The organism is Nonomuraea sp. NPDC049378 (genome assembly GCF_055586745.1).
The window spans coordinates 52,547-79,223 of record NZ_JBVJHP010000009.1 but is presented as its reverse complement, the minus strand read 5'-3'; the positions used below and the strand labels follow the sequence as shown (position 1 = coordinate 79,223).

29 protein-coding genes are annotated in these 26,677 nt (G+C 70.9%); 14 read left to right on the top strand and 15 right to left on the bottom strand.

The genetic code is table 11. The features are described from left to right. Positions 1–381: 381 nt before the first annotated feature. From ACZ6SA_RS20560 to ACZ6SA_RS20550, 3 genes are all read left to right on the top strand, one after another. Positions 382–744, top strand: a complete 363-nt coding sequence (locus ACZ6SA_RS20560) for a sec-independent translocase (protein WP_347646384.1) — start codon at positions 382–384, stop codon at positions 742–744. 159 nt (positions 745–903) lie between these two features. After that, complete coding sequence (locus tag ACZ6SA_RS20555; protein WP_465829604.1) at positions 904–1,371, top strand: MarR family winged helix-turn-helix transcriptional regulator; 468 nt, start codon at positions 904–906, stop codon at positions 1,369–1,371. Beyond that, a complete protein-coding gene (locus tag ACZ6SA_RS20550; protein WP_465829602.1) occupies positions 1,368–1,982 on the top strand; it encodes an NAD(P)-dependent oxidoreductase in 615 nt (204 codons plus the stop codon). Before ACZ6SA_RS20555 ends, ACZ6SA_RS20550 begins: the two co-directional genes overlap by 4 nt. A gap of 33 nt (positions 1,983–2,015) precedes the next feature. On the opposite strand, the gene ACZ6SA_RS20545 is transcribed toward ACZ6SA_RS20550, so the two are convergent. Next, positions 2,016–3,152 carry an Mrp/NBP35 family ATP-binding protein gene (locus ACZ6SA_RS20545; RefSeq protein ID WP_347646387.1) on the bottom strand — a complete coding sequence of 379 codons (1,137 nt, stop codon included), beginning with the start codon at positions 3,150–3,152 and terminating at the stop codon, positions 2,016–2,018. 160 nt (positions 3,153–3,312) lie between these two features. Between ACZ6SA_RS20545 and ACZ6SA_RS20540 the strand changes: the two genes are divergently transcribed. Further along, positions 3,313–3,774 carry a MarR family winged helix-turn-helix transcriptional regulator gene (locus ACZ6SA_RS20540; RefSeq protein WP_347646388.1) on the top strand — a complete coding sequence of 154 codons (462 nt, stop codon included), beginning with the start codon at positions 3,313–3,315 and terminating at the stop codon, positions 3,772–3,774. Here ACZ6SA_RS20540 and ACZ6SA_RS20535 read toward each other — a convergent pair. Both ACZ6SA_RS20535 and ACZ6SA_RS20530 read right to left on the bottom strand, forming a co-directional pair. Continuing rightward, the gene (locus ACZ6SA_RS20535; protein WP_347646389.1) at positions 3,758–4,225 is read right to left on the bottom strand and encodes a DUF1003 domain-containing protein; all 468 of its coding nucleotides are present in this window, start codon (positions 4,223–4,225) and stop codon (positions 3,758–3,760) included. The two genes, ACZ6SA_RS20540 and ACZ6SA_RS20535, sit on opposite strands and share 17 nt — an antisense overlap. Beyond that, the gene (locus ACZ6SA_RS20530) at positions 4,215–5,423 is read right to left on the bottom strand and encodes a magnesium transporter MgtE N-terminal domain-containing protein (RefSeq protein ID WP_443152391.1); all 1,209 of its coding nucleotides are present in this window, start codon (positions 5,421–5,423) and stop codon (positions 4,215–4,217) included. Before ACZ6SA_RS20530 ends, ACZ6SA_RS20535 begins: the two co-directional genes overlap by 11 nt. A 96-nt stretch (positions 5,424–5,519) precedes the next feature. Between ACZ6SA_RS20530 and ACZ6SA_RS20525 the strand changes: the two genes are divergently transcribed. Then, positions 5,520–6,485, top strand: coding sequence for an EamA family transporter (locus ACZ6SA_RS20525; RefSeq protein WP_465829598.1), 966 nt, complete (start codon positions 5,520–5,522; stop codon positions 6,483–6,485). On the opposite strand, the gene ACZ6SA_RS20520 is transcribed toward ACZ6SA_RS20525, so the two are convergent. Continuing rightward, the gene (locus tag ACZ6SA_RS20520) at positions 6,469–6,837 is read right to left on the bottom strand and encodes a hypothetical protein (protein WP_347646391.1); all 369 of its coding nucleotides are present in this window, start codon (positions 6,835–6,837) and stop codon (positions 6,469–6,471) included. The two genes, ACZ6SA_RS20525 and ACZ6SA_RS20520, sit on opposite strands and share 17 nt — an antisense overlap. A 50-nt stretch (positions 6,838–6,887) precedes the next feature. On the opposite strand from ACZ6SA_RS20520, the gene ACZ6SA_RS20515 reads away from it, so the two are divergent. After that, entirely contained in the window at positions 6,888–7,820 is a 933-nt protein-coding gene (locus ACZ6SA_RS20515) for an HpcH/HpaI aldolase/citrate lyase family protein (protein WP_465829596.1), read from the top strand. On the opposite strand, the gene ACZ6SA_RS20510 is transcribed toward ACZ6SA_RS20515, so the two are convergent. Next, positions 7,810–8,355, bottom strand: coding sequence for a DUF6529 family protein (locus ACZ6SA_RS20510; protein WP_443152393.1), 546 nt, complete (start codon positions 8,353–8,355; stop codon positions 7,810–7,812). The two genes, ACZ6SA_RS20515 and ACZ6SA_RS20510, sit on opposite strands and share 11 nt — an antisense overlap. After that, complete coding sequence (locus ACZ6SA_RS20505) at positions 8,352–9,083, bottom strand: hypothetical protein (RefSeq protein WP_465829593.1); 732 nt, start codon at positions 9,081–9,083, stop codon at positions 8,352–8,354. Before ACZ6SA_RS20505 ends, ACZ6SA_RS20510 begins: the two co-directional genes overlap by 4 nt. Before the next feature lie 98 nt (positions 9,084–9,181). Between ACZ6SA_RS20505 and ACZ6SA_RS20500 the strand changes: the two genes are divergently transcribed. Both ACZ6SA_RS20500 and ACZ6SA_RS20495 read left to right on the top strand, forming a co-directional pair. Beyond that, on the top strand, positions 9,182–10,168 hold the full coding sequence (locus ACZ6SA_RS20500; RefSeq protein ID WP_465829591.1) for a lysostaphin resistance A-like protein: 987 nt from the start codon (positions 9,182–9,184) through the stop codon (positions 10,166–10,168). A gap of 140 nt (positions 10,169–10,308) precedes the next feature. After that, positions 10,309–13,254: a WD40/YVTN/BNR-like repeat-containing protein gene (locus tag ACZ6SA_RS20495; RefSeq protein WP_465829589.1), complete on the top strand. Its 2,946-nt coding sequence runs from the start codon at positions 10,309–10,311 to the stop codon at positions 13,252–13,254. 7 nt (positions 13,255–13,261) lie between these two features. Here ACZ6SA_RS20495 and ACZ6SA_RS20490 read toward each other — a convergent pair whose 3' ends face one another. Further along, complete coding sequence (locus ACZ6SA_RS20490) at positions 13,262–13,657, bottom strand: NUDIX hydrolase (protein ID WP_347646397.1); 396 nt, start codon at positions 13,655–13,657, stop codon at positions 13,262–13,264. Between the two features lie 74 nt (positions 13,658–13,731). On the opposite strand from ACZ6SA_RS20490, the gene ACZ6SA_RS20485 reads away from it, so the two are divergent. The 4 genes from ACZ6SA_RS20485 to ACZ6SA_RS20470 are packed head-to-tail and all read left to right on the top strand — an operon-like array spanning position 13,732 to position 17,321. After that, complete coding sequence (locus ACZ6SA_RS20485) at positions 13,732–14,358, top strand: DUF6758 family protein (protein ID WP_347646398.1); 627 nt, start codon at positions 13,732–13,734, stop codon at positions 14,356–14,358. Between the two features lie 52 nt (positions 14,359–14,410). Beyond that, positions 14,411–15,130: an MBL fold metallo-hydrolase gene (locus ACZ6SA_RS20480; RefSeq protein WP_347646399.1), complete on the top strand. Its 720-nt coding sequence runs from the start codon at positions 14,411–14,413 to the stop codon at positions 15,128–15,130. Positions 15,131–15,185: 55 nt separating this feature from the next. Continuing rightward, positions 15,186–16,103 (top strand): RecB family exonuclease, encoded by a 918-nt coding sequence (locus tag ACZ6SA_RS20475; RefSeq protein ID WP_347646401.1) that lies wholly within the window; start codon positions 15,186–15,188, stop codon positions 16,101–16,103. Positions 16,104–16,145: 42 nt separating this feature from the next. Continuing rightward, complete coding sequence (locus tag ACZ6SA_RS20470; RefSeq protein ID WP_465829586.1) at positions 16,146–17,321, top strand: MFS transporter; 1,176 nt, start codon at positions 16,146–16,148, stop codon at positions 17,319–17,321. Here the strand turns inward: ACZ6SA_RS20470 and ACZ6SA_RS20465 are convergent. From ACZ6SA_RS20465 to ACZ6SA_RS20455, 3 genes are all read right to left on the bottom strand, one after another. Continuing rightward, on the bottom strand, positions 17,272–18,183 hold the full coding sequence (locus ACZ6SA_RS20465; protein WP_465829584.1) for an oxygenase MpaB family protein: 912 nt from the start codon (positions 18,181–18,183) through the stop codon (positions 17,272–17,274). The two genes, ACZ6SA_RS20470 and ACZ6SA_RS20465, sit on opposite strands and share 50 nt — an antisense overlap. A 13-nt stretch (positions 18,184–18,196) precedes the next feature. Beyond that, positions 18,197–19,087 carry an alpha/beta fold hydrolase gene (locus ACZ6SA_RS20460; RefSeq protein WP_347646404.1) on the bottom strand — a complete coding sequence of 297 codons (891 nt, stop codon included), beginning with the start codon at positions 19,085–19,087 and terminating at the stop codon, positions 18,197–18,199. A 294-nt stretch (positions 19,088–19,381) separates the two neighbouring features. Further along, the gene (locus tag ACZ6SA_RS20455) at positions 19,382–21,283 is read right to left on the bottom strand and encodes a DEAD/DEAH box helicase (RefSeq protein WP_465829581.1); all 1,902 of its coding nucleotides are present in this window, start codon (positions 21,281–21,283) and stop codon (positions 19,382–19,384) included. Between the two features lie 353 nt (positions 21,284–21,636). Here ACZ6SA_RS20455 and ACZ6SA_RS20450 point away from each other — a divergent pair, with 353 nt between their 5' ends. Continuing rightward, on the top strand, positions 21,637–22,281 hold the full coding sequence (locus ACZ6SA_RS20450; RefSeq protein WP_347646406.1) for a ferritin-like fold-containing protein: 645 nt from the start codon (positions 21,637–21,639) through the stop codon (positions 22,279–22,281). A gap of 345 nt (positions 22,282–22,626) precedes the next feature. On the opposite strand, the gene ACZ6SA_RS20445 is transcribed toward ACZ6SA_RS20450, so the two are convergent. From ACZ6SA_RS20445 to ligD (ACZ6SA_RS20425), 5 genes are all read right to left on the bottom strand, one after another. Beyond that, entirely contained in the window at positions 22,627–22,857 is a 231-nt protein-coding gene (locus tag ACZ6SA_RS20445; protein WP_347623185.1) for a DUF3107 domain-containing protein, read from the bottom strand. Positions 22,858–22,946: 89 nt separating this feature from the next. Then, a complete protein-coding gene (locus ACZ6SA_RS20440) occupies positions 22,947–23,567 on the bottom strand; it encodes a TetR/AcrR family transcriptional regulator (RefSeq protein WP_165975053.1) in 621 nt (206 codons plus the stop codon). Positions 23,568–23,702: 135 nt separating this feature from the next. Beyond that, complete coding sequence (locus tag ACZ6SA_RS20435) at positions 23,703–23,915, bottom strand: hypothetical protein (RefSeq protein ID WP_347646408.1); 213 nt, start codon at positions 23,913–23,915, stop codon at positions 23,703–23,705. A 33-nt stretch (positions 23,916–23,948) separates the two neighbouring features. Beyond that, the gene (gene ligD, locus ACZ6SA_RS20430) at positions 23,949–24,821 is read right to left on the bottom strand and encodes a non-homologous end-joining DNA ligase (RefSeq protein ID WP_347646409.1); all 873 of its coding nucleotides are present in this window, start codon (positions 24,819–24,821) and stop codon (positions 23,949–23,951) included. Then, on the bottom strand, positions 24,818–25,660 hold the full coding sequence (ligD, locus tag ACZ6SA_RS20425; protein WP_347646410.1) for a non-homologous end-joining DNA ligase: 843 nt from the start codon (positions 25,658–25,660) through the stop codon (positions 24,818–24,820). The genes ligD (ACZ6SA_RS20430) and ligD (ACZ6SA_RS20425) overlap by 4 nt, the downstream gene beginning before the upstream one ends. 120 nt (positions 25,661–25,780) lie before the next feature. On the opposite strand from ligD (ACZ6SA_RS20425), the gene ku reads away from it, so the two are divergent. After that, positions 25,781–26,647, top strand: coding sequence for a non-homologous end joining protein Ku (gene ku / locus ACZ6SA_RS20420; protein WP_347646411.1), 867 nt, complete (start codon positions 25,781–25,783; stop codon positions 26,645–26,647). Positions 26,648–26,677: the final 30 nt, after the last annotated feature.

Sequence of the window (26,677 nt, the reverse complement as noted above, 5' to 3'; positions counted from 1 at the left end):
CCCCACCCGCCGGCGTGCCTGACCGGCCTTCCAGGGTGACGCTCACCGGCTTCCCCGCCGTGCCGCCGTAACGAACCGGGCTCGGCCGTCCGCGTGGTGACCAGGCACCCCGGTCCCCGCGCGGTGGTTCGTGTGCGGGGTGGCGGCCCGGCTGTTCGCGCGGTGTGCGGGTGTTCCGGCCCGCGGGTGTTGGTCCGTGGGCAAGTGGCGGGGGCAAGTGGCGGACCGGGCGGCTGCGCGCGGGAGCGGATCGGGCGGCTGGGCACGGGATTCGCAGCAGAAATGACCATGGGGCGGCGACCGACCTACGCCGGAGAGCCCTTAGTCTGTGGATAGGCCGGGGTTGTCCTCGGAGAGGTTGGACTGCGGTAGGAGCTCACGGTGTTCGGACTCGGGTGGGGGGAATTCGCGGCGCTGATCGTCATCGCGCTGCTCGTCTTCGGCCCCGACAAACTGCCTCAGGCCGCCTCGCAGGCGGGCCGGACGCTGCGAAACCTGCGGCGCATGGCCACCAACGCGCGCGACGACCTGCGTGCCGGGCTGGGCCCGGAGTTCTCGAACTTCGACCCCGCCGACCTCAACCCGCGCACGTTCGTCCGCAAACATCTCCTCGACGACATCGAGGACGACTGGAACAACAAGCCGCGCGAGCTGGAGCCGGCGTCCACGGCCCCCGCCACACCCGACCCGGTGGACGAGCTCGGCTACGGCGAGCTCCCCCCTTATGACTCCGAGGCCACCTGACGGCACCGGGTGACGCCGGCCGCCCCGGGCGATCCCGCTCGGCGGCGACGGTCGCGCCCTTGCGCCGGCCGTGGCCGGCGTGCTTTTCAGCGGTGATTGCGGCAACCCGTGCCGGGCGAATAGTTGCCATGGTTATAGTAATAAAGTTTACTACTTGACGTGGATCTCGAACGGGAGCAGGTGCCCTCGACCGGATGGCTGCTCTGGCAGGTGGCGTTGCGCTGCAGGACCGCGCTCGACCGGGCGCTGGCCCCCTTGGGGCTGACCAACGCGCAGTACGGCCTGCTGGCGGCCCTGTGTGAGCTGTCCCGTAACGGGGCGTCACCTTCCCAGCGCCGGCTCGCCGACTTCGCCGGCCTGGAACCGATGTACGTCTCCAAGCTCGCTCGCACGCTGGAACAGGCCGGGCTCATCGAGCGTCAGGACGACCCCGACGACACCAGGGCCGTCCGTCTCACCCTCACCGGCGCGGGAGCCGAGCTCGTCGAATCCGCCCGGCAGAAGGTCGTGGCGCTCGACGAGCGCATGCTCGCTCCGTTCGGCGGAAGATCCAGTGACGACACCGCCGCCCTGCATGGCCTGCTGCTGACCCTGCTCCACCACCTCGACCAGGAGAAGCCATCATGAAGATCGTGGTTCTGGGCGCGACCAGCCGCACCGGGCTGTGCCTGCTGGCAGAGGCGCGGCGGCGCGGTCACCACGTTGTCGCGTTCACCCGACGGCCTGACGCGCTGGACGCGGTCGCTGCGCCGGCGGAGATCGTGCACAACGACGGCCGCGACCTGGACACGGTGCGCGCGGCCCTTGCCGGCGTCGACGCGGTGATCTCGCTGCTGCCCGGTGGCGGCCGCCGCGACCCCCACCTGGCGGCCGAGTCGGCGCGTGTGCTCATCACCGCCATGGCCGACGCCGGTGTCCGCCGGCTGGTCGTCGTCAGCGCCTATCCCATTGTGGGCGTGCGGCCCCGCGTGCCGATCTGGATTCTGCGCCGCGTCCTGGCCACGCCGTACGCCGACGTGTCCCGGATGGAGCGGGTCGTCTCCGCAGCCGACCTCGACTGGACCATCGCCCGCCTGAACCGGCTCGTCGACAGGCCCGCGACCGGCGCCATCACCACCGGCACCGGCCTGCTGGCGAAGCCCCGCCCGCACAGCCGAGCCGACACCGCCGCCATGCTCCTCGACCTCGCCGAGGACTCCGAGACGGCCCGGTCCGCGCTCAACGTCAGCGGTTCGTGAGCTCAGGCGCGGGCCGGGCGGCGGGGTCGCGGGTCAGCCGCGGGGCGCGAGGCCGAGCTGGAGGCCCTTGAGGCTCGAGGAGCGCTTGCTGAGGGCGCCGGCGATCGAGCGCAGCTCCGCGGCGGCCGGCGAGTCGGGGTCGGTCAGGACCAGGGGCTTGCCCTCGTCGCCGCCCTCGCGCAGCCGCAGGTCGATCGGCACCTGGCCGAGCAGCGGCACCCTGGCGCCGAGGGTGCGGGTCAGCGCGTCGGCGACCGTCTGGCCGCCGCCCTCGCCGAACACCGCGATGCGCTCGTCGCAGTGGGGGCACGGCAGCCACGCCATGTTCTCGATGACGCCGGCGATCTGCTGGTGCGTCTGCGCGGCGATGGAGCCGGCGCGCTCAGCCACCTCGGCGGCGGCCATCTGGGGCGTCGTCACGACCAGGATCTCCGCCGACGGCAGCCGCTGCGCCACCGAGATGGCGATGTCGCCGGTGCCCGGGGGCAGGTCGAGCAGGAGCACGTCGAGGTCGCCCCAGTAGACGTCGGCGAGGAACTGGTGCAGGGCCCGGTCGAGCATCGGCCCGCGCCACACCACCGCCGTGTTGCCCTCCGGCTTGAACATGCCGACCGAGATGACCTTGATGTCGTGGGCCACCGGCGGCATGATCATGTCTTCGACCTTGGTGGGCTTCTCGGCGGCGCCCAGCATGCGGGGCACGCTGTGGCCGTAGATGTCGGCGTCGACGATGCCGACCTTGAGGCCGCTCGAGGCCATGGAGGCGGCCAGGTTGACGGTGACGGACGACTTGCCGACCCCGCCCTTGCCGCTGGCCACCGCGAAGACGCGGGTCAGCGAGCCGGGCTGGTTGAAGGGGATCTCCTTCTCCGGGCCCCGGTCGCCTCTCAGCTTGGTCTGCAGGGCCTTGCGCTGCTCGGTGCTCATCACGTCGAGCTCGAGCTGCACGTCTGTCACGCCGTCGAGCTTGGCGACGGCGTTCTTCACGTCGCGGCGGATGGTGTCCTTCATCGGACAGCCGGCCACCGTGAGGTAGACGCCGACGCGCACCGCGCCGCCGGAAGCGATCTCGATGCTCTTGACCATGCCGAGGTCCGTGATCGGGCGGCGGATCTCGGGGTCGATGACGGTGGCGAGAGCGGCCGTCACGGTTTCCTGGGTTAGTGCCATCGAAGTCTCGGCACGAGGGAGTGCCGTCCCTCCTTTGTCGGTATATGTGTGACAGGCGCTGGACGCCAGTGAGGATGCCCCTCCATCGTATGAACCGGCGGCCTCGCTGGGTTAATCCGAGCTGTTAGATGTTCGTGCAACAACGTCTTAAGGTTACTCCGTGACTCTTCTGCGCCACGAAGGCCTCACCGCCGACGAGCTGGCGGTCTGGCGGATGTTGCAGCGGGCCCAGGTGCGCATCACCCGTCACCTGGAGGCGGAGCTGCTGGTCGCCCACGACCTGCCGCTGGCGTCGTACGACGTGCTCATGCAGCTGGCCGAGGCGCCGGAGCGGCGGTTGCGCATGAACGATCTCGCCGAGCGCGTGCTGCTCTCCCGCAGCGGGCTGACCAGGCTCATCGACCGGCTGCAGCGCGACGGCCTGGTGGCGAGGGAGGCCTGCGCCGACGACGCGCGCGGGCTGTTCGCGGTGCTGACCGAGCGCGGGGAGGCCAGGCTGGCCGAGGCGACGCCGACCTACCTGCGCGGCATCAGGACCCAGTTCCTCGACATGCTGGGCCCTGACGAGATCGGCGAGGTGCGGTCGATGCTCGCCAAGCTCGACATCACCGGCGCTCCCTGAGCTCCTCCAGCAGGCGCCCGAGCTCGGAGCGCAGATAGTCGCGGGTGGCCACCTCGTTCAGGGCCAGGCGGAGCCCGGCGATCTCGCGGGTCAGATATTCGATCTCCGCCTGGTTGCGCTCGGCCGTCTCGCGGTCCTGCTCGTACTGGATGCGGTCGCGGTCGTCCTGGCGGTTCTGGGCCAGCAGGATCAGCGGCGCGGCATAGCTGGCCTGCAGTGACAACATCAGCGTGAGGAAGATGAACGGGTAGGGGTCGAACTTCAGGTGATCGGGCGCGGCCACGTTCCAGGTCACCCAGGTCGCCACGAAGACGGTCATGTAGACGATGAACCGGGCGGTGCCCAGGAAACGGGCGATCCGCTCCGACAGCCGCCCGAAGGCCTCGGGGTCATAGTGCGGCCGCAACGACCGCCGCAGGTCACGAGGCTGGTCGAGGCGTTCAGACGTCATGGTCGGCCCCTTCGCGCCAGTCTTCGGGAAGAAGGTGGTCGAGCACGTCGTCGACGGTCACCGCGCCGACGAGCCGGCCGAACTCGTCCACGACCGGGGCGGCCACGAGGTTGTAGTTGGCCAGGTAGGAGGTGACCTCGCGCAGCGTGAACTCCGGTTTGATGGGGTCGATCGAGGGGTCGAGCACGCCGCCGAGAATCGTGGACGGCGGCTCGCGCAGCAGCCGCTGGAAGTGCGAGACGCCCAGGTAGGTGCCCGTCGGCGTCTCCGTGGGCGGCCTGGTGACGTAGACCTGCGCCGCGACGGCCGGCGTCAGATCCTGCTGGCGGATGTGGGCGAGGGCCTCGGCCACCGTGGAGGTGGGCGGCAGGATCACCGGCTCGCTGGTCATCACGCCGCCCGCGCTGTCGACGGGGTAGGTCAGCAGGCGCCGCACCGGGGCGGCCTCTTCCGGCTCCATCAGCGCCAGCAGCCTGGCCGCCTGCTCCTGAGGCAGGTCGTGCAGCAGGTCGGCGGCGTCGTCGGGCGCCATCTCCTCCAGCACGATGGCGGCCCGCTCGGGCTCCAGCGTGCCGAGGATGCCGATCTGGTCGGCGGGCGGGAGCTCCTCCAGCACGTCGGCCAGCCGGTCGTCGTTGAGCGCGCGGGCGATCTCGACGCGGCGCTTGGTCGGCAGCCCGTGCAGCGCGCTGGCCATGTCGGCGGCCCTCAGCGACTCGAACGCGGCGATCAGACCGGCGGCCCCCTGGTCCTTCTGCAGCGTGTCGAACCCGGTCACCTCGGTCCAGTCGACGATCCGCAGGTCGCGCCGGCGGCCCCGGTGGAGCGCGACCTTGGTGATCTCCCACGTGGACGGCTTGACCTCCTCCATGGCCACGTCGTAGACGGTCATCGGCTGGTCGTCGCAGGTCACGGTGAGGTCGAGCATCTCGCCGATGACCAGTGTCTCCGTGGCCCGCTGCTCGAACCTGCGCATGTTGAGCCGGCCGGTGAAGACCACGGCGCCGGCCTCGATGCGGCGTACGCGGGTGATGGGCAGAAAGACCCGGCGGCGCGGCTGCACCTCGACCACCAGGCCGTGCACGTTGGGCCGGCGGGTGAGGCGCAGGCCCGCCACGACGTCGCGCACCCGGCCGATCTGGTCGCCGGCGGGGTCGAAGACCGGGGTGCCCTGCAGCCGGCCCACGAAGATCTGCACGTGGCCAGGCTAACAGGGCTATCCCGTTGCGCCCCGTACGCCGGACGTGTCAGTATCAAACCCGCTTTACGGTCATTACGGTTCGGATGGTGTGCGATGAGGTATGCGGGGCTGGCGCTCGCGTTCGTGGGGTCGTGGTGTTTCGCGTTCGCCGGGCCGATGGCCAAGTACCTCATCGCTGCCGGGCTGGCGCCGATGGAGGCCGTCTGGACGCGGATGGCGGGAGCGGGGCTGCTGCTGGTGGCCGTGCTCGCCGTGGTGAGGCCGAGCGCGCTGCGGATCGCCCGGTCCAAACTGCCGTTCTTCGGCCTTTACGCGCTCATGGGCGTCGCGGGCGTGCAGTCACTGTACTTCGTGGCCATCACCAGGCTGCCGGTGGGGGTCGCGCTGCTGCTGGAGTTCATGGCGCCGGTGATGGTGGTGGCCTGGGTGCGGGTCGTGCGCAGGATCAGGCTCGCCCGGGCCGCGTACGTCGGAGCGGTCGTGGCGGTCGTGGGCCTCGCGATCGTGGTCGAGGCCTGGCAGGGGCTGCGGATCGATGCGCTGGGCCTGCTGCTCGGCCTGCTGGCCGGGGCGTGCTGCGCCGGATATTTCCTGATGTGCGATGGCTTCGGCGACGACATCGACCCGCTGGGCCTGATCGCGTGGGGTCTGCTGGGCGCGGCCGTCCTGCTGATCCCGGTCTCGCAGCCCTGGAACATCCCCTGGGAGGCCTTCACGGTCTCCGCCACCCCGGAGGGCGCCGTCACGCTGCCGGTGATCGGGGCCTACCTCTGCATGGCGGTCGTCGCGACCTCGATGGCGTACATCCTGAGCATGTACGCCGTGCGGCGGTTGTCGGCCGCCGTGGGAGCCACGGTCGCGTCCCTGGAGGTCATCGCGGGCGCGGTGGTGGCCTGGGCGCTGGTCGGGGAGACGCTCGGCGTGTTCCAGATCGTGGGAGGGCTGATCGTGCTCTCGGGTGCGCTGCTCGCCCAGACCGCCACCGCCTCCGCCCAGCCCCCGGAGGCGCCCGAACCCCAGGTCATCGAGGAACCGGCCGCGGTCACCGCTCCGGGGTGAGGCGCACGACGGTGCACTCGCGGGCCCAGCGCTCGGTGAGGCCCTCGCCGTCGCGGGCGTTGAGCCGCTCCTTCGCCAGCACCGCCACGGCGTCGGCGTCCGAGGCCTGGTCGACGACCGACACCGCGGCGTCGAACTCCACCAGCCTGGCTCCGTTGTCCTTGCTGCGCAGCGTGACACGCACCCGGTCGAGCCGGTCGAGACCGGGCAACTGCTGCTCCTCGCCGCCCGTCACCACGTAGATCGCGCCGTCGTGCCAGGAGTGCCAGGCCAGCCGCGGGCGGTCGAGGGTGAGCCAGAGGATGCCCGACTTCTTCGCGCCCTCTTGGATCGCAGAGGTGTTGTCGCTCACAGCTCCGACTGTACGGCCGAGCCGGGGCCGCGGACGAGTACCGTGTGCGCATGCGCTCCCGTCGTTCGGTGCTCGCCGTGCCAGGCAGCAACCCCCGTTTCCTCGACAAGGCCCAGACCCTGCCCGTCGACGAGGTCTTCCTCGACCTGGAGGACTCCGTCGCGCCCCAGGCCAAGGAGGAGGCGCGCAAGAACATCGTGACCGCGTTGCGCGAGGGCGACTGGTCGGGCAAGACGCGGGTGGTCCGGGTCAACGACCTCACCACCCAGTGGACCTACCGCGACGTGATCGAGGTCGTCGAGGGCGCGGGGGAGTTCGTCGACTGCCTGATGCTGCCCAAGGTCCAGGACTCCACCGAGGTCGTCTGGCTCGACACGCTGCTCGCCCAGATCGAGAAGGCCATGGGCCACGAGGTGGGCCGCATCGGCATCGAGGCGCAGATCGAGAACGCGCGCGGGCTGGTCAACGTCGACGCCATCGCGGGGTCGTCGCGGCGGCTGGAGACGCTGGTCTTCGGCCCGGCCGACTTCATGGCCTCGATCAACATGCGCACGCTCGTCGTCGGCGAGCAGCCGCCCGGCTACGTCGAGGGCGACGCCTACCACTACATCCTCATGCGCCTGCTCATGGCGGCCAGGATGCACGACCTGCAGGTGATCGACGGCCCCTACCTGCAGATCAAGGACGTCGAGGGCTTCGTGAAGGTGGCGCGCAGGGCGGCCGCGCTCGGGTTCGACGGCAAGTGGGTGCTGCATCCCTCCCAGGTCGACGCGGCCAACGAGGTGTTCTCGCCGGCGCAGGAGGACTATGACCACGCCGAGCTCATCTTGGAGGCGTACGACTACTACACCACGGTCGAGAAGCGCGGCGCGGTCATGCTGGGCGACGAGATGATCGACGAGGCCTCCCGCAAGATGGCGCTCGTCGTGGCGGCCAAGGGGCGGGCCGCCGGGCTGACCCGTACGACCTCCTTCACACCTTGAAGCCGATGGCGGTGAAGAACCAGAACGACGAGGTCAGCCAGAGCCCGACGAGCACCGTGAACGCCGCCCCGCCGAGCACCGGCAGCGTCCAGCCCGGCGCGCCGCGCTTGGGCAGGGCGAGCATCTTCGCGGTGAACACCCCGTAGAAGAAGCAGCCGAGCAGCGAGTGCACCAGCACCCTGGGCACGTCGTACTGCAGGCCCAGGGCATAGAGGCAGTGGAAGGCGACGGGGATCGTCAGAAGGAAGGCGATCCGGCCCGACCAGCGGTGCACGCCGGGCGGGACGGTGACGCCGAGCCTGCCCCACATCGACAGGGCCGAGACCACCTGCACGATCGCCAGGACGAACGCGCCCGTGGTGAGCCAGACCTTCATCGGCAGCGCGGCGGAGAAGCCGGCCACGCCGACCGCGAACCCGGTGGGCGTGTGGGCCCGCCCGAAGACGCCGAGCGCGACCACGACCAGCCCTCCGGCGATCAGCGGCCACAGCAGCGGGGTCAGGCTGCGGGAGGGCCGCTGGTGGATGGCTGTCATGACATCTCCTCGATGAAGCCGTCGACGTCCTTGGGGTAGACCGTGGTGTCGTCCACGGTGAGGGGGGTGGTGGGCCGCTCGCCGTCCAGCCGTGGGATGTCGAGCTGCTCCTCGCCGAGGACGGCGGCGCCGACCTGGGTGAAGCCGCCCTGCGGGTTCTTCAGGACGATCCAGCCCGCCCTGAGCTTGGCGCCCCTGACGATCGCGGTGGCGCGGTAGAGGCCCGACGGCTTGACGACCGTGGGCGCGACGAAGCTCCACTTCTCGCCGCCGAGGGCGACCGTGCCCCTGGCCTTGCCGCCTCCCAGCGCGGCCGTGACCTTGGCGCTGCCGAAGCCGGTCAGCGACAGCTCGCCCGCCGACTCCTTGCCCTTGAACCAGGCCTCGGTCCTTCCGTCGCAGAAGTAGCCGATGGCCTTGCCGTTCCTGATCGAGATGGCGATGAGGCCGCCGTTGCCCTTGACGCGCCCGCCGTAGTCGGCCCTGGTGATCTTCTTGGGCTCGGTGCGGGAGGGTGAGGGGGAGGGCTGCGCGGTGTTCGTCGCCGTGGGAGGCGACTCCGTGGTGTTCTCCTGCGCGGGGGTGGTCTCCTCTGCGGAGGGCGCCTCCGCGGCTGTGTTCGCGGCCGTGTTGTCGGCCGCGGGTGCCGCGTTGACGCTGGCGACACCGAGTCCCGCGGCGAGCACCGCGCCTGCCGCGAGGGTGATGACAGGTCCCAGCCTTGACATGGACTGCTCCCAGGTTCGAATGCCTACGATCCCGAGCATCCGCCTAAAAGAGCGCGCCGTCTGTGAACTAATGCTCACCAAGCGGACAGAATGGATGGATGCAGGAAAACCCAGGGCCACAGTTCCCGTACGGCGCGCCGCCGCCGGGCTACCCGTACCCGCCCCGACGCCAGCCCTGGTTCCTGCCGACACCGCGTGGGGCCCGCTACGACCACATGGCCAGGACCGCCGCGTCCCATCCGTGGCGGGCGATCGTCGGGACGCTCATCATCGCCGCGGGGTTCTTCACGCTCGGCCTGGTGGTGGTGTTCGCGGGCATGCTGGTGTCGCTGCTGGCCGGCATCCCGTTCACGATCGAGCCCAGCGGGCAGCTCTCCGGCAATCCGGAGTTCGCTCTGGTGGTCCTGCTGCTGTCGCTCGCGCCGATGATCCTGCTCGTGCTCGGCACGGTGGCGCTCATCCAGCGCCGCCGCCCCGGCACGGTCTCGTCCGTGACCGGGCGGCTGCGCTGGTCCTGGATGGCGCGCTGCGCGGGGCTGGCGGTCCTGGCGCTGGCGGCCGGCCAGGGCACGCAGTTGCTGGTCATGTCGGCCTCGGGCGAGAGCAGCGAGATGTTCGGCTGGGCCGGTTGGGAGGGTTTCCTGCCGGCGTTGATCGTGATCGTGCTGCTGGTGCCCTTCCAGGCGGCCGCCGAGGAGTACGTCTTCCGCGGCTGGTTCGTGCAGGCGGTGGGCGCGCATGTGCGCAATCCGATCTGGTCGATCCTCATCGGGGCGGCGTTGTTCGCGTCGTTGCACGGGTATCAGCCGGCCGGGCTGGTCGACGTGTTCGTGTTCGGGGCGGTGATGGGATGGCTGACGGTGCGGACGGGGGGTCTGGAGGCGGCGATCGGGTTGCACGTCATGAACAACGTGCTCGCCTTCGGGCTGAGCGCGGCGGCCGGCAGCCTGGAGGAGGCCCTCGACCAGCCGAACGTGCCGGTGCCCTGGCAGGCGCTGCTGGGTACCGCGGTGCAGCTCGCGGTTTACGCGGGCGGTGTGTTGTATCTAGCCAAAAAGCGGTCAATAAGCACTGTTTCTGGATAAATCAGGCACGGGGTGCCGGGAATCTCGCTAGAGAGGTCTCGCTATTCCGGCCGAGTCATGCTGGTCTGGATCCTGTGGGGACGGCGAGGGTTTCCCGGAGGTAGTCGTTTCGACCGTTCCCATGCCCGGACACGACCCGATTGATCGACGAGTTCCACCCGTACGACACGTTCGACGAGGAGGTACGGCGCGTGGCCTCCGGCCCCAGCGAACCGCCACGGCGACCGCCGGGTGACGACGACCCGCGTTCTGAGGGGGCGTCGGAACCGCAATCTACTGAAGAGCCCAGGATCAGCCACGCGCCGCCGGGGCCCACCGACGACCGGGCCAGGGGATTACCGCTGGCATCACCGTGGGACATGCCGCCGTTCGCCGCTCCCGTCCCGGAGGACGAGCCGCAGGAACCGCCCAAGGGGCGCCGGCCGTACAGCTCGCCGACGGTGGATTCCGAGGTGGAGCCGCGCCGCCGCCCACGCCGCGTCGTCAACCGCCCCGACAAGCTCGTGGCGGGCGGCCCGCCCCCGGAACCGGAGCCGGACGCCGTGGAGGAGGCGGAGGCGTTCCAGGGCACCCGCATCCCCCCGTACGTCCGGGTCTACCCCGTCGAGGAGCCCTCCGACACCGAGCCGGTGCCCGAGCCGCGGGAGGAGCACCCGGAGGAGGGCGAGCCGGAGGTGCGGCGCGTCGGACGGCCGCCGTCGGGACGTCCCACACGCCCCGACCTCCTGGTCGCCACCGGACCGCCCCGCCCGCAGGGGTCGAGCGGCAGGCACCACAGGGGCCCGGCGCCGGCCGCCGTCCGCAGGGCGGGCCCCATGCGCCGCGGCAGCAGGGCGACCCCCATCGTCCTGTCGGTGGCCGCGGCGGTCCTGGTGGCCGCCGGCGTGCTCGTGTGGCAGTGGAGCGGCGACGAGGCCCCCGGCCTGCGCCTGGAGGCGGGCACCGGGCGTTCGGGCGACGAGTTGTTCACCGTGCCCGCCGCCGGCGACGGCGTCAACCAGAAGCTCAACGACATGGCCTCGGCGGGCCGGGCGGTGGTGGCGGTCGGCAGCGACACGACGAGCCCCACGCCGCGCCCGCTGTTCCTGTTCTCGCCGGACGGAGGCAAGACCTGGCAGCTCGGGCAGGTGAACGGCGTCTCCTCGCCCACGGTCCAGCGGGTTGTCGGCGGCGACGGGCGGTGGCTGGCCAGCGGCGGCGACGGCCTGGCGGGCGAGCGCGGCCTGTGGACCAGCACCGACGGGTTCAGCTGGACGGCCGTGGAGCAGCCGGGCGGGGCCGCGTTCCGGGCCGGTGACCACATTCACGACATCGCGCGGACGGCCTCGGGGTTCGTCGCGGTGGGGCGTACGACGGGGGAGGACGGCGGGTCCGGGCCCGCGGCCTGGCGCTCGGACGACGGCGCCAGGTGGGAGCGCGTCGAGACCAGAGGGCTGGAAGTGGGCGAGATCAGAGCCGTGGTGGCCAGGGGCGACACCGTCGTGGCCGTCGGGCAACCCGCGGTCGGCGAGGGATCGCGGGTGCTGCGCTCGGCTGACGGCGGCCGTCACTGGCAGGCGACCGGCTTCCAGCTCCCCGAGGCCGTGCCGCGCACCGGGACGCTGGGCCTGCTGCCCAAGCAGTTCGTCCTGGTGCCGACGCGGCAGCGCACGGTCACGGGTGACGTACGCGTCTACTGCTCGCCGACAGGGGCGCAGTGGAAGCAGTGCGGCACCATCGGCGGCCTGAGCGGCGAGAGCCCCGGCGTGGAGTCGCTGATCTCCCACAAGTCCGGCGTCGCGGCGATCACGCAGGCCGGCCTCGGCAGGTACACCGTGCTGACCAGTACGAACGCCCGCGACTGGGACAAGCGGGCCGACTTCGCGGACCTGCGGGGCGCGACCCTGCGCGGGTTCACGATCTCCGACAGCGGCACCCTGTTCGCCGGCGGCGACCAGGCGGCGTCCGACGTCGACAACCAGCTCGTGCTCATGGCCGCGCCCCCGCGCGGTGCGGCGGCGCGCGTCAAGCTCGGCGAGGTCGAGGGCCTGTCGCGGATCGCGCGCGAGACGACCGCGCTGGCCAGCTTCTCCGGCAGGTACGTCGCCGTCGGCTCGGCGTCCGGCGACGCCGGCCTGTGGACGATCAAGAACTGGCAGAGCTGGAAGTCGATGAGCCTCGGCGGGCCGGGCAGGCAGTCGCTGGAGGACGTCACGCATGGGGAGCGGGGCTGGCTGGCGGTCGGCGCCACCGAGACGAACGTGGCCGTCACCGACCCCCTCCTCGTCACCTCCGCCGACGGCGAGAGCTGGAAGAGGCTCGACGTCTCCGGCGACCTGGCCCGCGACAAGGACCACCCCTCGCTGACGACGCACGTGGTGACGGCAGGCAAGCAGGGGTACGTCCTGGTGGGCGAGTCCAAGGACCAGGCGGGCGCGTCGAGCACGGCCATCTGGTTCACCCCTGACCTGCGCAAGTTCACCAGATCGGAGAAGTTGCCGCACGGCGGCTCCGGCGTGCGGGTCCACGACGCGGTCGCCAGTTCCGACGGCTTCGTGGCTGTGGGCGGCTCGGGCGCCGCCGAGCAGGAGAACAGCGTCGTGTGGCACTCCGACGACGGCGTCAACTGGACCGCTCGCGACGCGGTGTCCCCGCCCGGCGCCACCTCGGCGGGGCTGCGGCGGGTCACGGCGTACCAGGGCAAGCTGGTGGCGATCGGCACGGCGCTGGTGGACGGCGCGCGGCGGGCGTTCGCGGCCGCCTCCGACGACGACGGTGCCACGTGGCGTACGGCCTGGCTGCCCGCGGAGCAGGCGGCGGCGGTCTATGACCTGGCGGCGGCCGATGAGGGCCTGGTGGCGGTCGGCTGGCACGGCGCGCCCGGTGAGGGCGACAGCGCGGCCTGGACCTCGCAGGACGGGTTGTCGTGGAACCGGATGGAGCTGACGAAGGACAGGCTGGCGGGGCAGGGCATGCAGTGGTTGTCGGCGGTGGCGGTCTCGCGTGTCGACGCCTCAGGGGCGGAGGTGGTGGCCCTCGGCCGGTCGACGACGTACAACGCCGACCATCTGATCCTGTGGACCTCCAGCCTGTCCGCCAGCAGGTAGGAGCCGGCTAGCGCGGCAACACGCCCCAGCCCGTCAGCGTGTCGAGCAGTCCTTCGGTGAGCGGCAGCCGGGCCAGCTCGTCCATGCCGCACCACCGCACGTCCGCGGCGTCGTCACCGGCCGCGGGGGTTCCGCCGGTGACGGCCGCGAGATAGTCGCGGATCACGTACGTGACCCCGCCGGGTCCGGGGCGCTCAACCGCGCCGGCCAGGCGGCCCACCTCCACGTGCAGCCCTGTCTCCTCAAGGACCTCGCGCCGCAGTCCCGCGGCGTCGGTCTCGCCGGGCTCCAGCCTGCCGCCGGGGATGGACCACAGGCCCATGCCGGGCGGATGCCCCCGCTGCACAAGGAGAATTCGGTCAAAGGCATCAAAAACTATCGCCCCAATACAATTTACGCGCACATGACCAAGATTACGACGAGATAACGAGAACCGCCCTTGACGCAACGCCGCAGAAGGAAGCACCGTGGGTAGCTGTGAGAGCGGCTGCAACCTGCCCACGATGTTCTGGCCGGCTTCACGAGCCGAGCGCCTGGTCGAGTGCGTATCGATGCGACACGCACGGGGATGTCCTGCCCTATCAGCCTCCATGGCCGCCGACCAGCACGGCGCTGGAGGCGATCCGCAAGAGCTCCGTGGTTCCCGTGTGGCTGCCATGGCCGTTGCCGGCCGGCTGGCTGGTGACCGGTTTCGGCGAGGTGGGCGACCAGCGCACCGGCGGTCGCGCCAGCGTGGTCGCGCTGAGCGGGCCGTCGCTCATGGAAGGGCCCGCCGACCTGCTCGTGATCGCGGAGGAGCCGGGCATCGGGCTGGGCGCGGCGTTCGCCGGCCTCGACGGCCCCGACCCGGGCTCGGGGTTCGACGCCGGCCCGCCGAACGCCAAGATCCAGGTGCTCGGCCATCCCACCGCCATGTGGTGCGTGAACGGGCAGGCCGACCGGGCGGTCTACGCCGGCGAGGCGCTCGGCAACTGGTTGTGGACGATCGCCTGGCCGGCCGACGCCGGCTGCCTCATCGCGCTGACCGAGCTGTCGCTGATCGACGCGCGGGATCACGACCTGGATGTCCCATTCGGTGCGTTCTCTCCCCGGCTCGAGGAGTAGGACGGGCGACGGCGATTCGCGCTCTCGTGTAGACGGGCTAGAGTTCGGAGGCGTGACAGCGCGTATCGAGCGAGTGGTGACCGAGGGCGTCGTCGACATCGACGGCACCGAGCACAAGGTCGAGAACAACACCTGGATCGTGGGTGACGACGACGAAGTGATCGTCATCGACGCGGCGCGTGACGCCGACAAGATCCTTGAGCAGGTGGGCGAGCGTGAGGTGCTGGCCGTCATCTGCACGGCGGGCCTGCCCGACCACGTCGGCGCCGCCATCGAGGTGGCCAGCAGAGACGAGGCCGTGGTCGCCCTGCATCCCAAGGACAAGCCGCTGTGGCGGGAGACCTGGTCGGAGACCTGGCCCGACATCGACATGGAGGACGACGGCGTCTTCGAGGTGGCCGACGTCCAGCTCGACGTCATGGAGACCCCTGGCGTCACGCCCGGCGGCGTGTCGCTCTACTGCGAGGGGCTCGGCGCCGTGTTCACCGGCAAGGCCCTGCAGGCCGACGGCCCCGGCAAGCTGGGCGGCGAATATCCCGCCCTGGCCGACCAGCTGACCTCGATCGGCGGGCGGCTGTTCACGCTGCCCGGCGAGACGCGGGTGCTGGCCGTCCACGGCGACGAGGTCACGGTCGGCGACCTGGAGCCGCACTTCGACGACTGGGTGTCCGGGTCGCTGACCCGCGTCGACACCGAGCCCGCCGACGACGACGGCCCGCTCACCGACGGCACCAAGATCTCCGGCATCCGCCTCGGACCCGGCGACGAGTGAGGCCATGAGCAGGGTGGACGGGTCCCGTCCGGCCGCCTCGCGGGGGTGAGGGCGGATGAACACGCAGCTTCCGCTGGAAGGGATGCCGCGGCGGCTCTACTCCTGCACGCCGTCGCGGCTGAACACCTGGCTCGACTGCCGCCGCCGCTACCGGTTCACCTATCTCGACCGGCCGCAGCCGTCAAAGGGCCCCGCCTGGGCGCACAACAGCGTCGGGGCGAGCGTGCACAACGCGCTGGCGGGCTGGTGGCGGGAGCCGTACGAACGCAGGACCCCGCTGACGGCGGCCGTCCTCGTCACGAACGGGTGGATCACCGAGGGGTTCAAGGACGCCGAGCAGTCGGGCCGGTGGCTGGGCCGCGCTCGCGACCTCGTGTCCGGATATGTCGCGACTTTAGATCCTGCTGACGATCCGGTCGGCGTCGAGCGCACGGTCGCCACCCGCACCAAGGTCGTCGCCCTGTCCGGCCGCATCGACCGGCTCGACCGGCGCGGCGACGAGCTGGTCGTGGTCGACTACAAAACCGGCCGCCGCCCGCTCACCCAGGACGACGCCCGTTCCTCGCTCGCCCTGGCCGCCTACGCCATCGCCGCCTCCACGATGATGCGCACGCCCTGCCGCACCGTCGAGCTCCACCACCTGCCGACCGGCGAGATCGTCCAGTGGCGGCACACCGACGAGTCGCTCACCCGCCACCTGCGGCGCGCGGAGGAGGTCGCGACCGAGGCCGCCGAGGCCGACGAACGCTACCGCGAGCTCGTGGCGGCGCCCGCGCGCAAACCCGCGGCCCCGCCAGGCGAGCGGCCGTCCACCCGGCCACCCGTCGGACCCGCCGCCGTGCCGGCGGAGGTCGACGAGCTGTTCGCGCCTGCCCCCGGCCCCATCTGCTCCTGGTGCGACTTCCGCCGCCACTGCCCCGAAGGGCAGGCCGCAGGGCCGGAGCGCCGCCCCTGGGACGGGCTTGCCGACTAGCCGGGCTCACCCCCTGGCGGTGAGGGCCGGACCGTGAAGGGCGTGGAGCGGTTACCGGCCGCGGTGGCGCTGGGCTCGCTGTTCAACCCGCTGAACTCATCGATGATCGCGGTCGCCCTGGCCGGCATCGAGGCCGAGTTCGACGTCGGGATCGCCGCCGTCACCTGGCTGGCCGGGGGCTTCTACTTCATCGGCATCATGGTGCCGCCGCTGATGGGAACGCTGGCGGACCGGTTCGGGCCGAGACTGGTGTTCTGCGCCGGGCTGGTGACGATGGCCGTCACCGGCGTGCTGGCCGCGCTCGCGCCCACCTACCCGGCCCTGGTGGCGGTGCGGCTCCTGCAGGCGTTCGGCAGCTGCGCCACCATGCCCGCGGGCATGGTGATCGTGCAGGCGGCGATGGCCGACGCCGACGGCAGGCCGCCGCCGCGCGTCATCGCGATGATCTCGATGGTGCTCACCGCCAGCGCCGCCATCGGACCCGTGCTCGGCGGATTCCTGATCTCCTTATGGGGATGGCGGGCGATCTTCCTGGTCAACGTGCCGCTCGCGGCGGTCGCGTTCGCCGCCGCCCTGCGGTGGCTGCCCAAGGTGCGCGTGGACGGCGCACGGCAGGCCCTGCTGCCGCGCCAGAACCCGCGGCTGCTGGCCACCTACGGCCAGTACGCGCTCGTCAACGTGGTCTTCTACCTGGCGTTCCTCGCGCTGCCGCTCTGGGCGCAACAAGTCGGCGGCGTGCCCGCGCACGTCGCCGGGCTGCTGGTGCTGCCGCTGTCCGTGCTGGCGATCGTCGCGACCCCCGTCGCGGTGACGCTGGCGGCCAGGCTCGGCATGCGGGCCGTGCTGATGGTGAGCGGCGCGCTGCTGGTGGCGGGATCCTGCGCGATGCTCGCGGTCGGCCCCGTCATGCTGGTGCCGGTGGTCGCGGCGCTGCTGGGCGTGGCGTCGGCCTTCAGCCAGTTCGGGCTCAACTCGCTGGTCTTCGTGCACGCGGGCGGGCGCGACACGGGCAGTGCGGTGGGTTTCTTCCAGGCGTCCCGCTACGTGGGTGCGGCGACCGCGTCCGCGCTGCTCGGCGTGCTGTTCGACGGGACGAGCCTGGACACGGGCGGCTGGGCCATGGCAGGCGTGTCAGCCGCGGTGCTGGTCGCGGGCGTGCTCGCGCCCGTCAGGCGGCCGGGGACTTCGGCCAGCGGCGGGGATCGGTCAGCCCCTTGAGCCCTCTGCTCACGTCGTAGCCGGCGGCGCCGAGCCGCTCCCTGGAGGCCCGCAACATCCGCCGCGTGGCCGGCATGAACGCACGGTCGTGCACGGGCTCGGGCAGCGCGTTCATGGCCAGCCTGAACGCCGCGAGCCCGGCCGTCACGGCCGCCGCGGGCACCTCGGGCAGCGCGCCGTACATGCGCCTGGCCCAGTCGGGCAGCGTGAAGTAACAGAGCGCGCCGAAGGGGAAGTAGCCGGGTTTGCCGGGGGACAGCAGCCTGAGCTCGCGCGGCAACCGCGGCCACATCAGGAAGCGCACGGTCGAGGCCGCCTCCTCCGTCACGCGCAGGCTGGGGCGCATCTGCTTGAAGTAGGCGTCCATCTCCGCGCACGAGCCGGGCACGTCGTCGAGATGCAGGCCGACGTACGTGGCGCTCTTGCGCTGCTCGCGCAGGTAGCGGTCGGCCTGCCGCTCGGTCAGCCCGAGCCCGCCGCGCCTGGCCACCTCGAGGTACGACGAGACCTCCGCGCAGTGCACCCAGAGCAGCAGCTCGGGGTCGTCGACCCGGTGCGTCCCGCCGGTGTCGGGATCGTGGACGCGCAGGGCCCGGTGGATGCCGCGCACCCGCCGGCCGATCTCGTCGGCCTCCTCCGGGCTGCCGAACGTCACCCGGCCCACGAAGTCGGCGGTGCGGCGCAGGCGGCCGAAAGGATCGTCCTGGAAGGTGGAGTTCTGCCAGACGCCGCGCATCGCCGGCGGGTGCAGCGCCTGCAACATGAGCCCGCGTACGCCGCCGACCCACATCGAGCGGTCGAGATGCACCTGCCACGTCGCGCTCTGCGGCGGCTGGACGACGATGTCTTCGATGCCCCTCATGGTGAACGCAGGATTACACGGCAGTGGACCTTGTGTCCAAGTACTGTTTCTCGGCCGAATTCCAGAACCTCACCAGCGCCGCCGCCGTCGTCTCCGGCGCCTCCACGGCGGGGGAGTGCACCGCGCCCGGCACGACCACGGAGTCGGCTCCGAGCCTGGCGGCCATGTCCGACTGCGCCTCCGGCGGCCATCCGTCGTCGTGCTCGCCGTACAGGACGAGCGTGGGCACCTCGATCTGGCGCAGCTCGTCGGTGCGGTCGCGCATGGTCAGCACCTGCTCGGCCATCCGTGCCAGGCCGGTCGGCGAGTTGCTGATCAGGCGCCTGTGCAGGAACTCCCTGATGTCGTCGGACACGTCGCCGGCCAGCGCCTCGGGCTCGAACCTGTGGTGCCACAGGTGTTCCAGGCCCAGCGCCGGCACCTCCTCGGCGATCGTCCTGGCGTTGCGCGCCCGCCGGCCCTCGATGGGGCCTGGACCCGAGCTCATCAGCGTGAACGACGCGAACTTCGTCACCCCGTCGATCACCGCCTCCCTGGCCACCAGGCCGCCGAAGGAGTGGCCCACCAGGTGCACGGGCTCGCCGCCGCCGACGACCTGGGCGAGCGTGTCGATGTCGGACCCGAGCGCGGCGCACGTGTAGGCCCTGGGATCGTCCGGGCCCGGCGTTTCGTACTGGCCGCGCAGGTCGACGACCACCACCCGGCGGCCCGACTGGGCCAGCGTCATCAGGACCGCGAGGAAGTCCTCCTTGCTGCCCGTCAGGCCGGGGACCAGCAGCGCGGGCCAGCGCTCGATCACACCACTGACCGGAACCGCCTCCAGGACCGCGAACGTGCCCTGTGGCGTTTCGATCTTCTGTGATGCGACGCCAGGCGGCAGGTCGAGGAATCGCGGCGTACTCACGTGGGGCAACAATACCCAGAGGTCAGCGCCTCGACACCGGCATGGCCACGACGCCGGTGCGAGTTCTCAGGAGAGACGAGCTGTGCGCGGTGCGGGAAACCCTCCCGTCTGAGGCCTGGGACGCCCCCAGACCCCCGTGGCGGGCGCTGAGCGCCTCCTGGGGCCGCCTGCGTACGTGGGCGGGGTCATCTCGGCGGGTGCGCTGCGGCATCGTATGAGGGGCCCTTACGGCCCGTCGCCCGGCATGCGAGAGGCGCGCACCCGCTCGGGGTGCGCGCCTCTCGCGTCGCCTCCTCAGCCGGTGCGGCGGCGGTTGCCGCCACCGCCGTTGCCGCCACGGGACTGGCGCCGCTGCTGCTTGCGCTCGGTCGCCGCGGACGGGGCGATGTCGTCGTCGTCCGTGGCCAGATCGGGTGACTGGAAGATCACCGCGAACGGGCTCGGCGGGATGATGCGGTCGGGCTCCTTGCGCGCCGGTGGCGGCGGCGTCGACAGGAAGCTCGGCTCGCCCGCGGCCGGCGTCACCGGCTCGGGCCCAGTAGTGGGTGCGGTAGTGGGCCCGGTAGTGGGCCCGGTGATGGGCTCGCTGACAGGCGCGGCGGGAGCGACCGGCGCTGACTCGGCTCCGGCGTCGCGCTTCGAGCGGGTGCCGGCACCGGTGCCGGGCCCGGTGATGGGCCCGGTGATGGGCCCGGTGATGGACCCGGTGTCGGCCTCGGGCTTGGCGGACCGGCGTGAGCGGGTGGGCTTCGCCGGCGCCTCCGGCGAATCGGCCAGCGCCTGCTCGATCGCCGTGGACGCCGCCCCCCTGCGGGTGCGGCTCCGCTTCGGCTCGGCGGCCTGGATCTCGTCCGGCGAGAAGATGGCGGGAGTCTCCTCCGTCTTGGCCTTCACGGGCTCGACCTCCGTCGTCTCGGCGGGTGCGGTCTCCGCCAGCTCCCTGCCGCCGCGGGTGCGGCGGCGCTGGCGCGGCGTGCGGGCGGGGCGCTCCTCGCGCTCGTCGCGGCGGCGGCCGCCGCGCCCGCGGATCCTGCCGGTCTCACCGAGGTCCTCGATGCGCTCCGCGGACAGCCCCGCGCGCGAGCGGCTCGCGTGCGGCAGGACGCCCTTGGTGCCCTCGGGGATGTCGAGCTCGGTGTAGACGTGCGGCGAGGTGGAGTAGGTCTCCTCGGGTTCGGCGAAGTCGAGCCCGAGCATCTGGTTGATCATCTTCCAGCGGGTCAGCTCCTCCCACTCCACGAACGTGACCGAGATGCCCGTGCGCCCGGCCCGGCCGGTGCGGCCGATGCGGTGCACGTAGGTCTTGTCGTCGGTGGGGCAGTCGTAGTTGACCACGTGGGTGACGTCGTCGATGTCGATGCCGCGGGCGGCCACGTCGGTGGCCACCAGCACGTCGATCTTGCCGTTGCGGAACGCCCGCAGCGCCTGTTCGCGCTGGCCCTGACCGAGGTCGCCGTGCACGGCCGCGACCGCGAAGCCGCGGGTGTCGAGCTGCTCGGCGACCATGTCGCAGGCTCGCTTGGTCTCGCAGAAGACCATGGTGAGCCCGCGGCCCTCGGCCTGCAGCAGCCGGCCGAGGATCTCGATCTTGTCCATGCGGTGGACACGCCACACGAGCTGGCGGGTGAGCGGCGTGGTCTCGCCCTCGCCGCTTTCGAGCTCCGCGCGTACGTGTGTCGGGCGGTTGAGGTATTTGCGCGACAGCGCGACGATCTCGCCCGGCATGGTGGCCGAGAACAACATCGTCTGCCGCTGCGCCGGGATCAGCTTGAAGATCCGTTCGATGTCGGGCAGGAAGCCGAGGTCGAGCATCCGGTCGGCCTCGTCGAGGACGAGGGTGGTGACCTGGCTCAGGTCGAGATGCTTCTGCTTGACCAGGTCGAGCAGGCGGCCGGGGGTGCCGACGATGACGTCGACCCCGGCCTTGAGCGCCTCGATCTGCGGCTCGTACGCCCGCCCGCCGTAAACGGTCAGAACCCGGGAACCGAGCTTGCCCGCGGCGGTGACGAGGTCTTCGCTGACCTGGACGGCCAGCTCGCGGGTCGGTACGACGACCAGCCCGCGCGGCTTCTTGCGGTTTTTGCGCGGCTTGCCGATGCCTTGCAGCATGGCGATGCCGAACGCGTAGGTCTTTCCCGTGCCCGTGCGTGCCTGACCGATGAGGTCCTGGCCGCTCAGCGCGAGCGGGAGTGCCATTTCCTGGATGGGAAACGGTGCGACGATGCCCTCGGTCTCAAGGGCATCGGCGATCTCTGGTGTGACTCCGAGGTCTCGGAAAGTCGTCAGCGTGGCCTGCCTCAGTCTCAAATGAAGGCGGGCCTGCCGGGACCGACGGGCGGAAAACAGCCCCCGTGTCGTGGGTCCGCGCGGTAGAGCCAGCCCTCTCGCGTCATCAGCGACCGCGCACCCGGGGAACGGGGGTCAATCGGGGGAAACCCCCCGAATTTACACAGTGCGGTCGCACTTTCACAGAGCAGTGTACTCGATACCACAACGCTGACCGAGCTTACGTATGTTCCCGAAGATTCCCCCAAGTACGCTGCCTTGTTATGAAGGAGTCTCCTGGAGTCGTCGACCTGCTCGGTGTGCTGGCCTACGCGGAGTTGAGCGCCCACGCGCGGATGACCGAGGACGCCGCGTCTCTTGCGCCCTCTCTCGCCGACCGGGCGGCGCTCAGCGAGCTGGCCGTCACCGAATTCGCCCACTTCCGCCTGCTGCGCGACCGGCTCGCCGAACTGGGCGCCGATCCCGCCGAGGCGATGACGCCGTTCGTCGCGGCGCTGGACGCCTGGCACGCGCAGACCAGGCCGGCCGACTGGCTGCAGGCGCTGGTCAAGACGTATGTGGGAGATGGCATCGCGCTCGACTTCTACCGGGAGGCGGCCAGGCACCTCGACCCGTCGATCGCCAAGCTGGTCGACGAGGTGCTGGTGGACGAGGGCCGGTCGAAGTTCGCGGTCGAAGGGGTGCGGGCGGGCATCCAGGCGGACCCGGCGGCGAGCGGGCGGCTGGCGTTGTGGGCGCGACGGCTCGTCGGCGAGGCGCTCAGCCAGGGCCAGCAGGTGGCCTCGGCCCGGCCGGAGCTGGCGCTGCTGTTGATGGAGTCGGCCGGCGAGGGCCAAACGGATATATCCCGACTTTTCGCGAAGTTGACCGAGGCGCACAACAAGCGTATGGCGGCCATGGGCATCTGAGGCAGGCGCGTTGCCCGCATAGGGCGGCGCAAGGGCACGCAACGGTTGTACCGTGCCAGACATGAGGGCCTCGCGCCGCTACGGCAGTATCTTGACGAGATGTGAGCCGGCCCGCTGGACACCGCGGGCGGTGCTGCGGAGACAGAGCGCGGCCTGCCCGGCCACGGAGCCCAGGCGAGATGCCGTGCCCCGGCCGCGCAGGCCCCGGGGTTGCCTGATCGGCAAGCCGCCCGCGCAGGGCTGAGCCGGGAGCCGAGCCAAACCGGTGCGGGCATGGCGGAGCCGCGCACGTGGGTGAGGGGGAGGCGGGGCACGGCGCGTGCGCCGCACCCCGCTCACAAGCCTTTAGAGCGTGCCGCCGAACCCGACCGGCCGCGACTCGTCCTCACCGATCTCGATGAACCCGAGCGATGCGACCGGCACGACGATGCGCCTGCCCTTGACGTCGGTCAGGGCGAACACGCCGCGCTCGACCGACAGTGCGTTTCTGATCTCCTCCTCCACCTGCTCTGCGGTGAGGTCGGTCTCGACAACGAGCTCGCGGTGCACGGAACGCACGCCGATCTTGATTTCCATCCTGGCTCCCTAGTCGACGGGGCTGGCTCACCCCAATGGTGACCGCTCGTCCCGGCGAGCACCGCCGGCGATCGCGCCCAGCGAACGGGTTATGCCGTACGCGGAAAACCGCTGATGCCGCGCCAGGCGAGCCGAGCCATGAGCTGCTCGGCCGCGTCCTTCGGGATCGAGCCCTGCGTGGTGACCCAGTAGCGGGCGCTCACCTCCGCCATGCCGACCAGGCCGACGCCGAGCAGGTGCGCCTCGTCGCTGGTGCACCCGGTGTCCTCCTGGATGACCGCGCTGACCATCTCGGCGCACTCGCGCAGCGACCGCTCCACCCGCTGCCGCACCGGCGCGACGTTGCGCAGATCGGACTCGAAGACCAGGCGGAACGCCTCGCCCTGGGTGGAGACGAAGTCGAAGAACGCGCTGAACGTGGCCTGCACGCGCAGTTTGTTCTCCTGAGTGGAGGCCAGCGCCTCGCGGCAGCGGTTGACCATGTCGTCGACGTGGAGGTCGAGCAGCGCCAGATAGAGCTCGAGCTTGCCGGGGAAGTGCTGGTAGAGCACCGGCTTGCTGACGCCTGCCCGGTCGGCGATCTCGTCCATGGCGGCCGCGTGGTAGCCGTTCTCGACGAACACTTCCTGCGCGGCGCTCAGCAGCTGCCGGCGTCGGGCGAGTCGGGGCAGCCGGGTGCCCCGGGGCTTCGCGTCCGGGGTTGCGGTCACGCGGGTCTCCATAGGTCTCTCAGCGGGGCTGTGCGGACATCCTACGGGCGCGTCAACGGGCCCTCGGTGACAACGGTCACAGACGAGCCGCCATCGCACAGGTCATAGCCGTGGAGCCGGCTCACCGGCACCGGCTCAGCGATAGTCGTCATCGTCGAGTTCCACGACGCGGTCCTGGTCGGCCGCGTCGGCGGGATCGACGTCGAGCGGCAGCTCGCTGCGCAGCCTGCCGACGGGGCGGATCTCACGTTGCTGCTCGGCCGCGTCGGCCTCGGGCGTCTCGATCGAGAAACGCTCCTCTTCCTCTTCGTAGGTGCTCGCGTCCCCGCGTATGTCCATCTCTGACATGTCGGTCCCCCTCTTGGTGCGGACGCGTCCAGACTACGCCCGGCTGAAAAGGTCGCCGCGTTTCTCCACTCGGGCGAGTACGTCCGGCGCCGTGAACACGAGTTCCTCGGCGCGCTCGCAGTCCTCGACCTCCTTCCACGACAGGGGGGTCGAGACAGTCGGCCGCTCCCTGGCCCGCAGCGAGTAGGGCGCCACGGTCGTCTTGGCCGGGCTGTTCTGGCTCCAGTCGATGAACACCTTGCCCGGCCTGGCCTTCTTCGCCATCACGCTGACGACCTCCTGGGGATGCTCCTTCTCCAGGAGTTGTGCCAGCCGTTTGGCGAAGGCGGAGGGCTCCTCGCGGCAGTCCCACTCGGCGTACAGCTGCATGCCCTTGTTGCCGCTGGTCTTCGGCACCGCGACGAGCCCTTCGCCCTTGAGCACCTCGCGGAGCATGAGCGCGACCCGGCAGCACTCGACGATCGTGGCGGGCGGGCCGGGGTCGAGGTCGAACACGAGCGTGTCGGGCGGCAGCGCCTCGCCGTCGTCGTCGACGCGCCACTGGGGAACGTGCAGTTCGAGCGCGGCCAGGTTGGCGTAGTAGACGAGCGTGGGCAGGTCCTCGACGACGGCGAAGTCGATGCTCTCGCGGTTCTTGGTGCTGCCGGGCGCGGGCAGGTTGACCCGCCTGACCCAGTCGGGGGTGTGGTCAGGGGCGTTCTTCTCGAAGAAGGACTGGCCGGTGACGCCGTTCGGGAACCGCTTGACGGTCAGGGGCCTGCCCGCGAGATGCGGCAGCAGGACAGGGGCGATGCGGCTGTAGTAGTCGATGATCTCGGCCTTGGTGAAGCCGTAGTCGGGATAGAGCACCTTGTCCAGGTTGCTCAGCGCCAGCTCGCGCCCGTCGACCTTGACCGGCACCTTCATGGCGTCACCTCCGAGGGGAGCTTGTCGGGGCGCAGCCCGCGCCACACGGGGTGCCGCAGCCGCTGCTCCTCGGTCCACATCGTGTAAGCCACCTCCCCGACGAGATCAGGCCTAACCCACCGGTTCCGCCACGGAACCTCGTTGCAGAACGGGCTGCGCGCGACCTCCAGCGGGCGCAGCCTCCCGTGGAGATCGTCCAGTACGGCGTCCGTGAACCCGGTGCCGACGTGTCCCACGTACGTCAGGCCTGCGCCGGTGAACATCCCCATGACCAGCGACCCGATCCCGCCGGACCGGCGGCCTTTGCCGGGCTTCCAGCCGCCGATCACGACCTCCCTGGTGCTCAGGTTCTTCACCTTGACCCACCACGGTGAGCGGGTGCCCTGCCGGTAGGGCGCGTCCAGCCGCTTGGCGACCACACCCTCCAGACCCTGCTCGTACGTGGCCGACAGCAGGTCGGAGTCGCCGGGGAAGTACGGGGGCGCACCGATGTCCAGCTCGTCGAGGAGTGCCCTGCGGTCGCGGTAGGGCAGGTCGAAGAGGGGCATGCCGTCGAGATAGAGCAGGTCGAACGGCATGTACGTGACGGGATACCGTTTCAGCATGGCCGGGTCGGGATCGGTCAGGTGCATCCGGTGTTGCAGCCGGACGAAGCTGGGCCGGCCCTGCGGGTCCAGCGCCACGACCTCGCCGTCGATGATCGCGTGCTTGACCCCAAAGCCCGAAATCTCCGGATAGCGCCGCGTGTACTCGACCCCATGCCGCCCCGTCACCCGTACGCCGTCCTCGATGTGTACGAGAGCCCGGATGCCATCCCACTTGACCTCAAGCCCGTACATGTCGCGATCAGAGGGTAGTTCCCCGGGCACAGCCAACATCGGTTCGACCGGGTATGGCATTGGTTGCCCCATGACGGGTATGTGCCCATCGGTGGACCGTTGAGTGCTGAGGAGTTGCGTATGCGCAGCATCTGGAAAGGTGCGATCTCCTTCGGGCTGGTCACCATCCCGGTCAAGCTCTACTCGGCGACCGAGCAGAAGGACGTGACGTTCCACCAGGTGCACCGCGAGGACGGCGGGCGGATCCGGTACAAGCGCGTGTGCACGGTCGACGGCGAAGAAGTCCCCTACTCGGACATCGCCAAAGGGTACGAACTCGCCACCGGCGAGGTGGTCGTGCTGACCGACGAGGACTTCGAGGACCTGCCGCTCAGCAGCTCGCGCCGGATCGACGTGCTCCAGTTCGCCCCCGCGGACCAGATCGACCCCATCTACTTCGCCAAGTCGTACTACCTGGAGCCCGACGCGCAGGGGGCGAAGCCGTACGTGCTGCTGCGCGACGCCCTGGAGAGCTCCGGCCAGGTGGCCGTGGTCAAGGTGGCCCTGCGCCAGCGGGAGTCGCTGGCCACGCTGAGGGTCAGGGACGGCATCTTCGTGCTGGAGACGATGCTCTGGCCCGACGAGATCCGCACACCCGACTTCCCGTTCCTGGAAGAGGACATAGAGGTACGCGCGCAGGAACTCAAGATGGCCGAGTCGCTGATCACCACCATGGAGTCCGACTTCGACCCGAGCGAGTATCACGACACGTACCGCGAGGCCCTGCAGCAGGTCATCGAGGCGAAGGTGGCGGGCAAGGAGGTCGTCGCCGCCCGCGAGGAGGAAGAAGCGGGACCCGCCGTGGACCTCATGGCCGCGCTGAGGGCGAGTGTCGAGGCGGCCAAGAAGGAACGCGAAGGCGAACCGGCCAAGCAGAAGAAGGCCGGCGGCAAGTCGAAGGACGAGGACAAGGCCGCTTCCAAGCGCAAGACCCGCAAGTCCGCGTAGCGCTCCACCCGGGCCGAGGAGCCGCCTGAG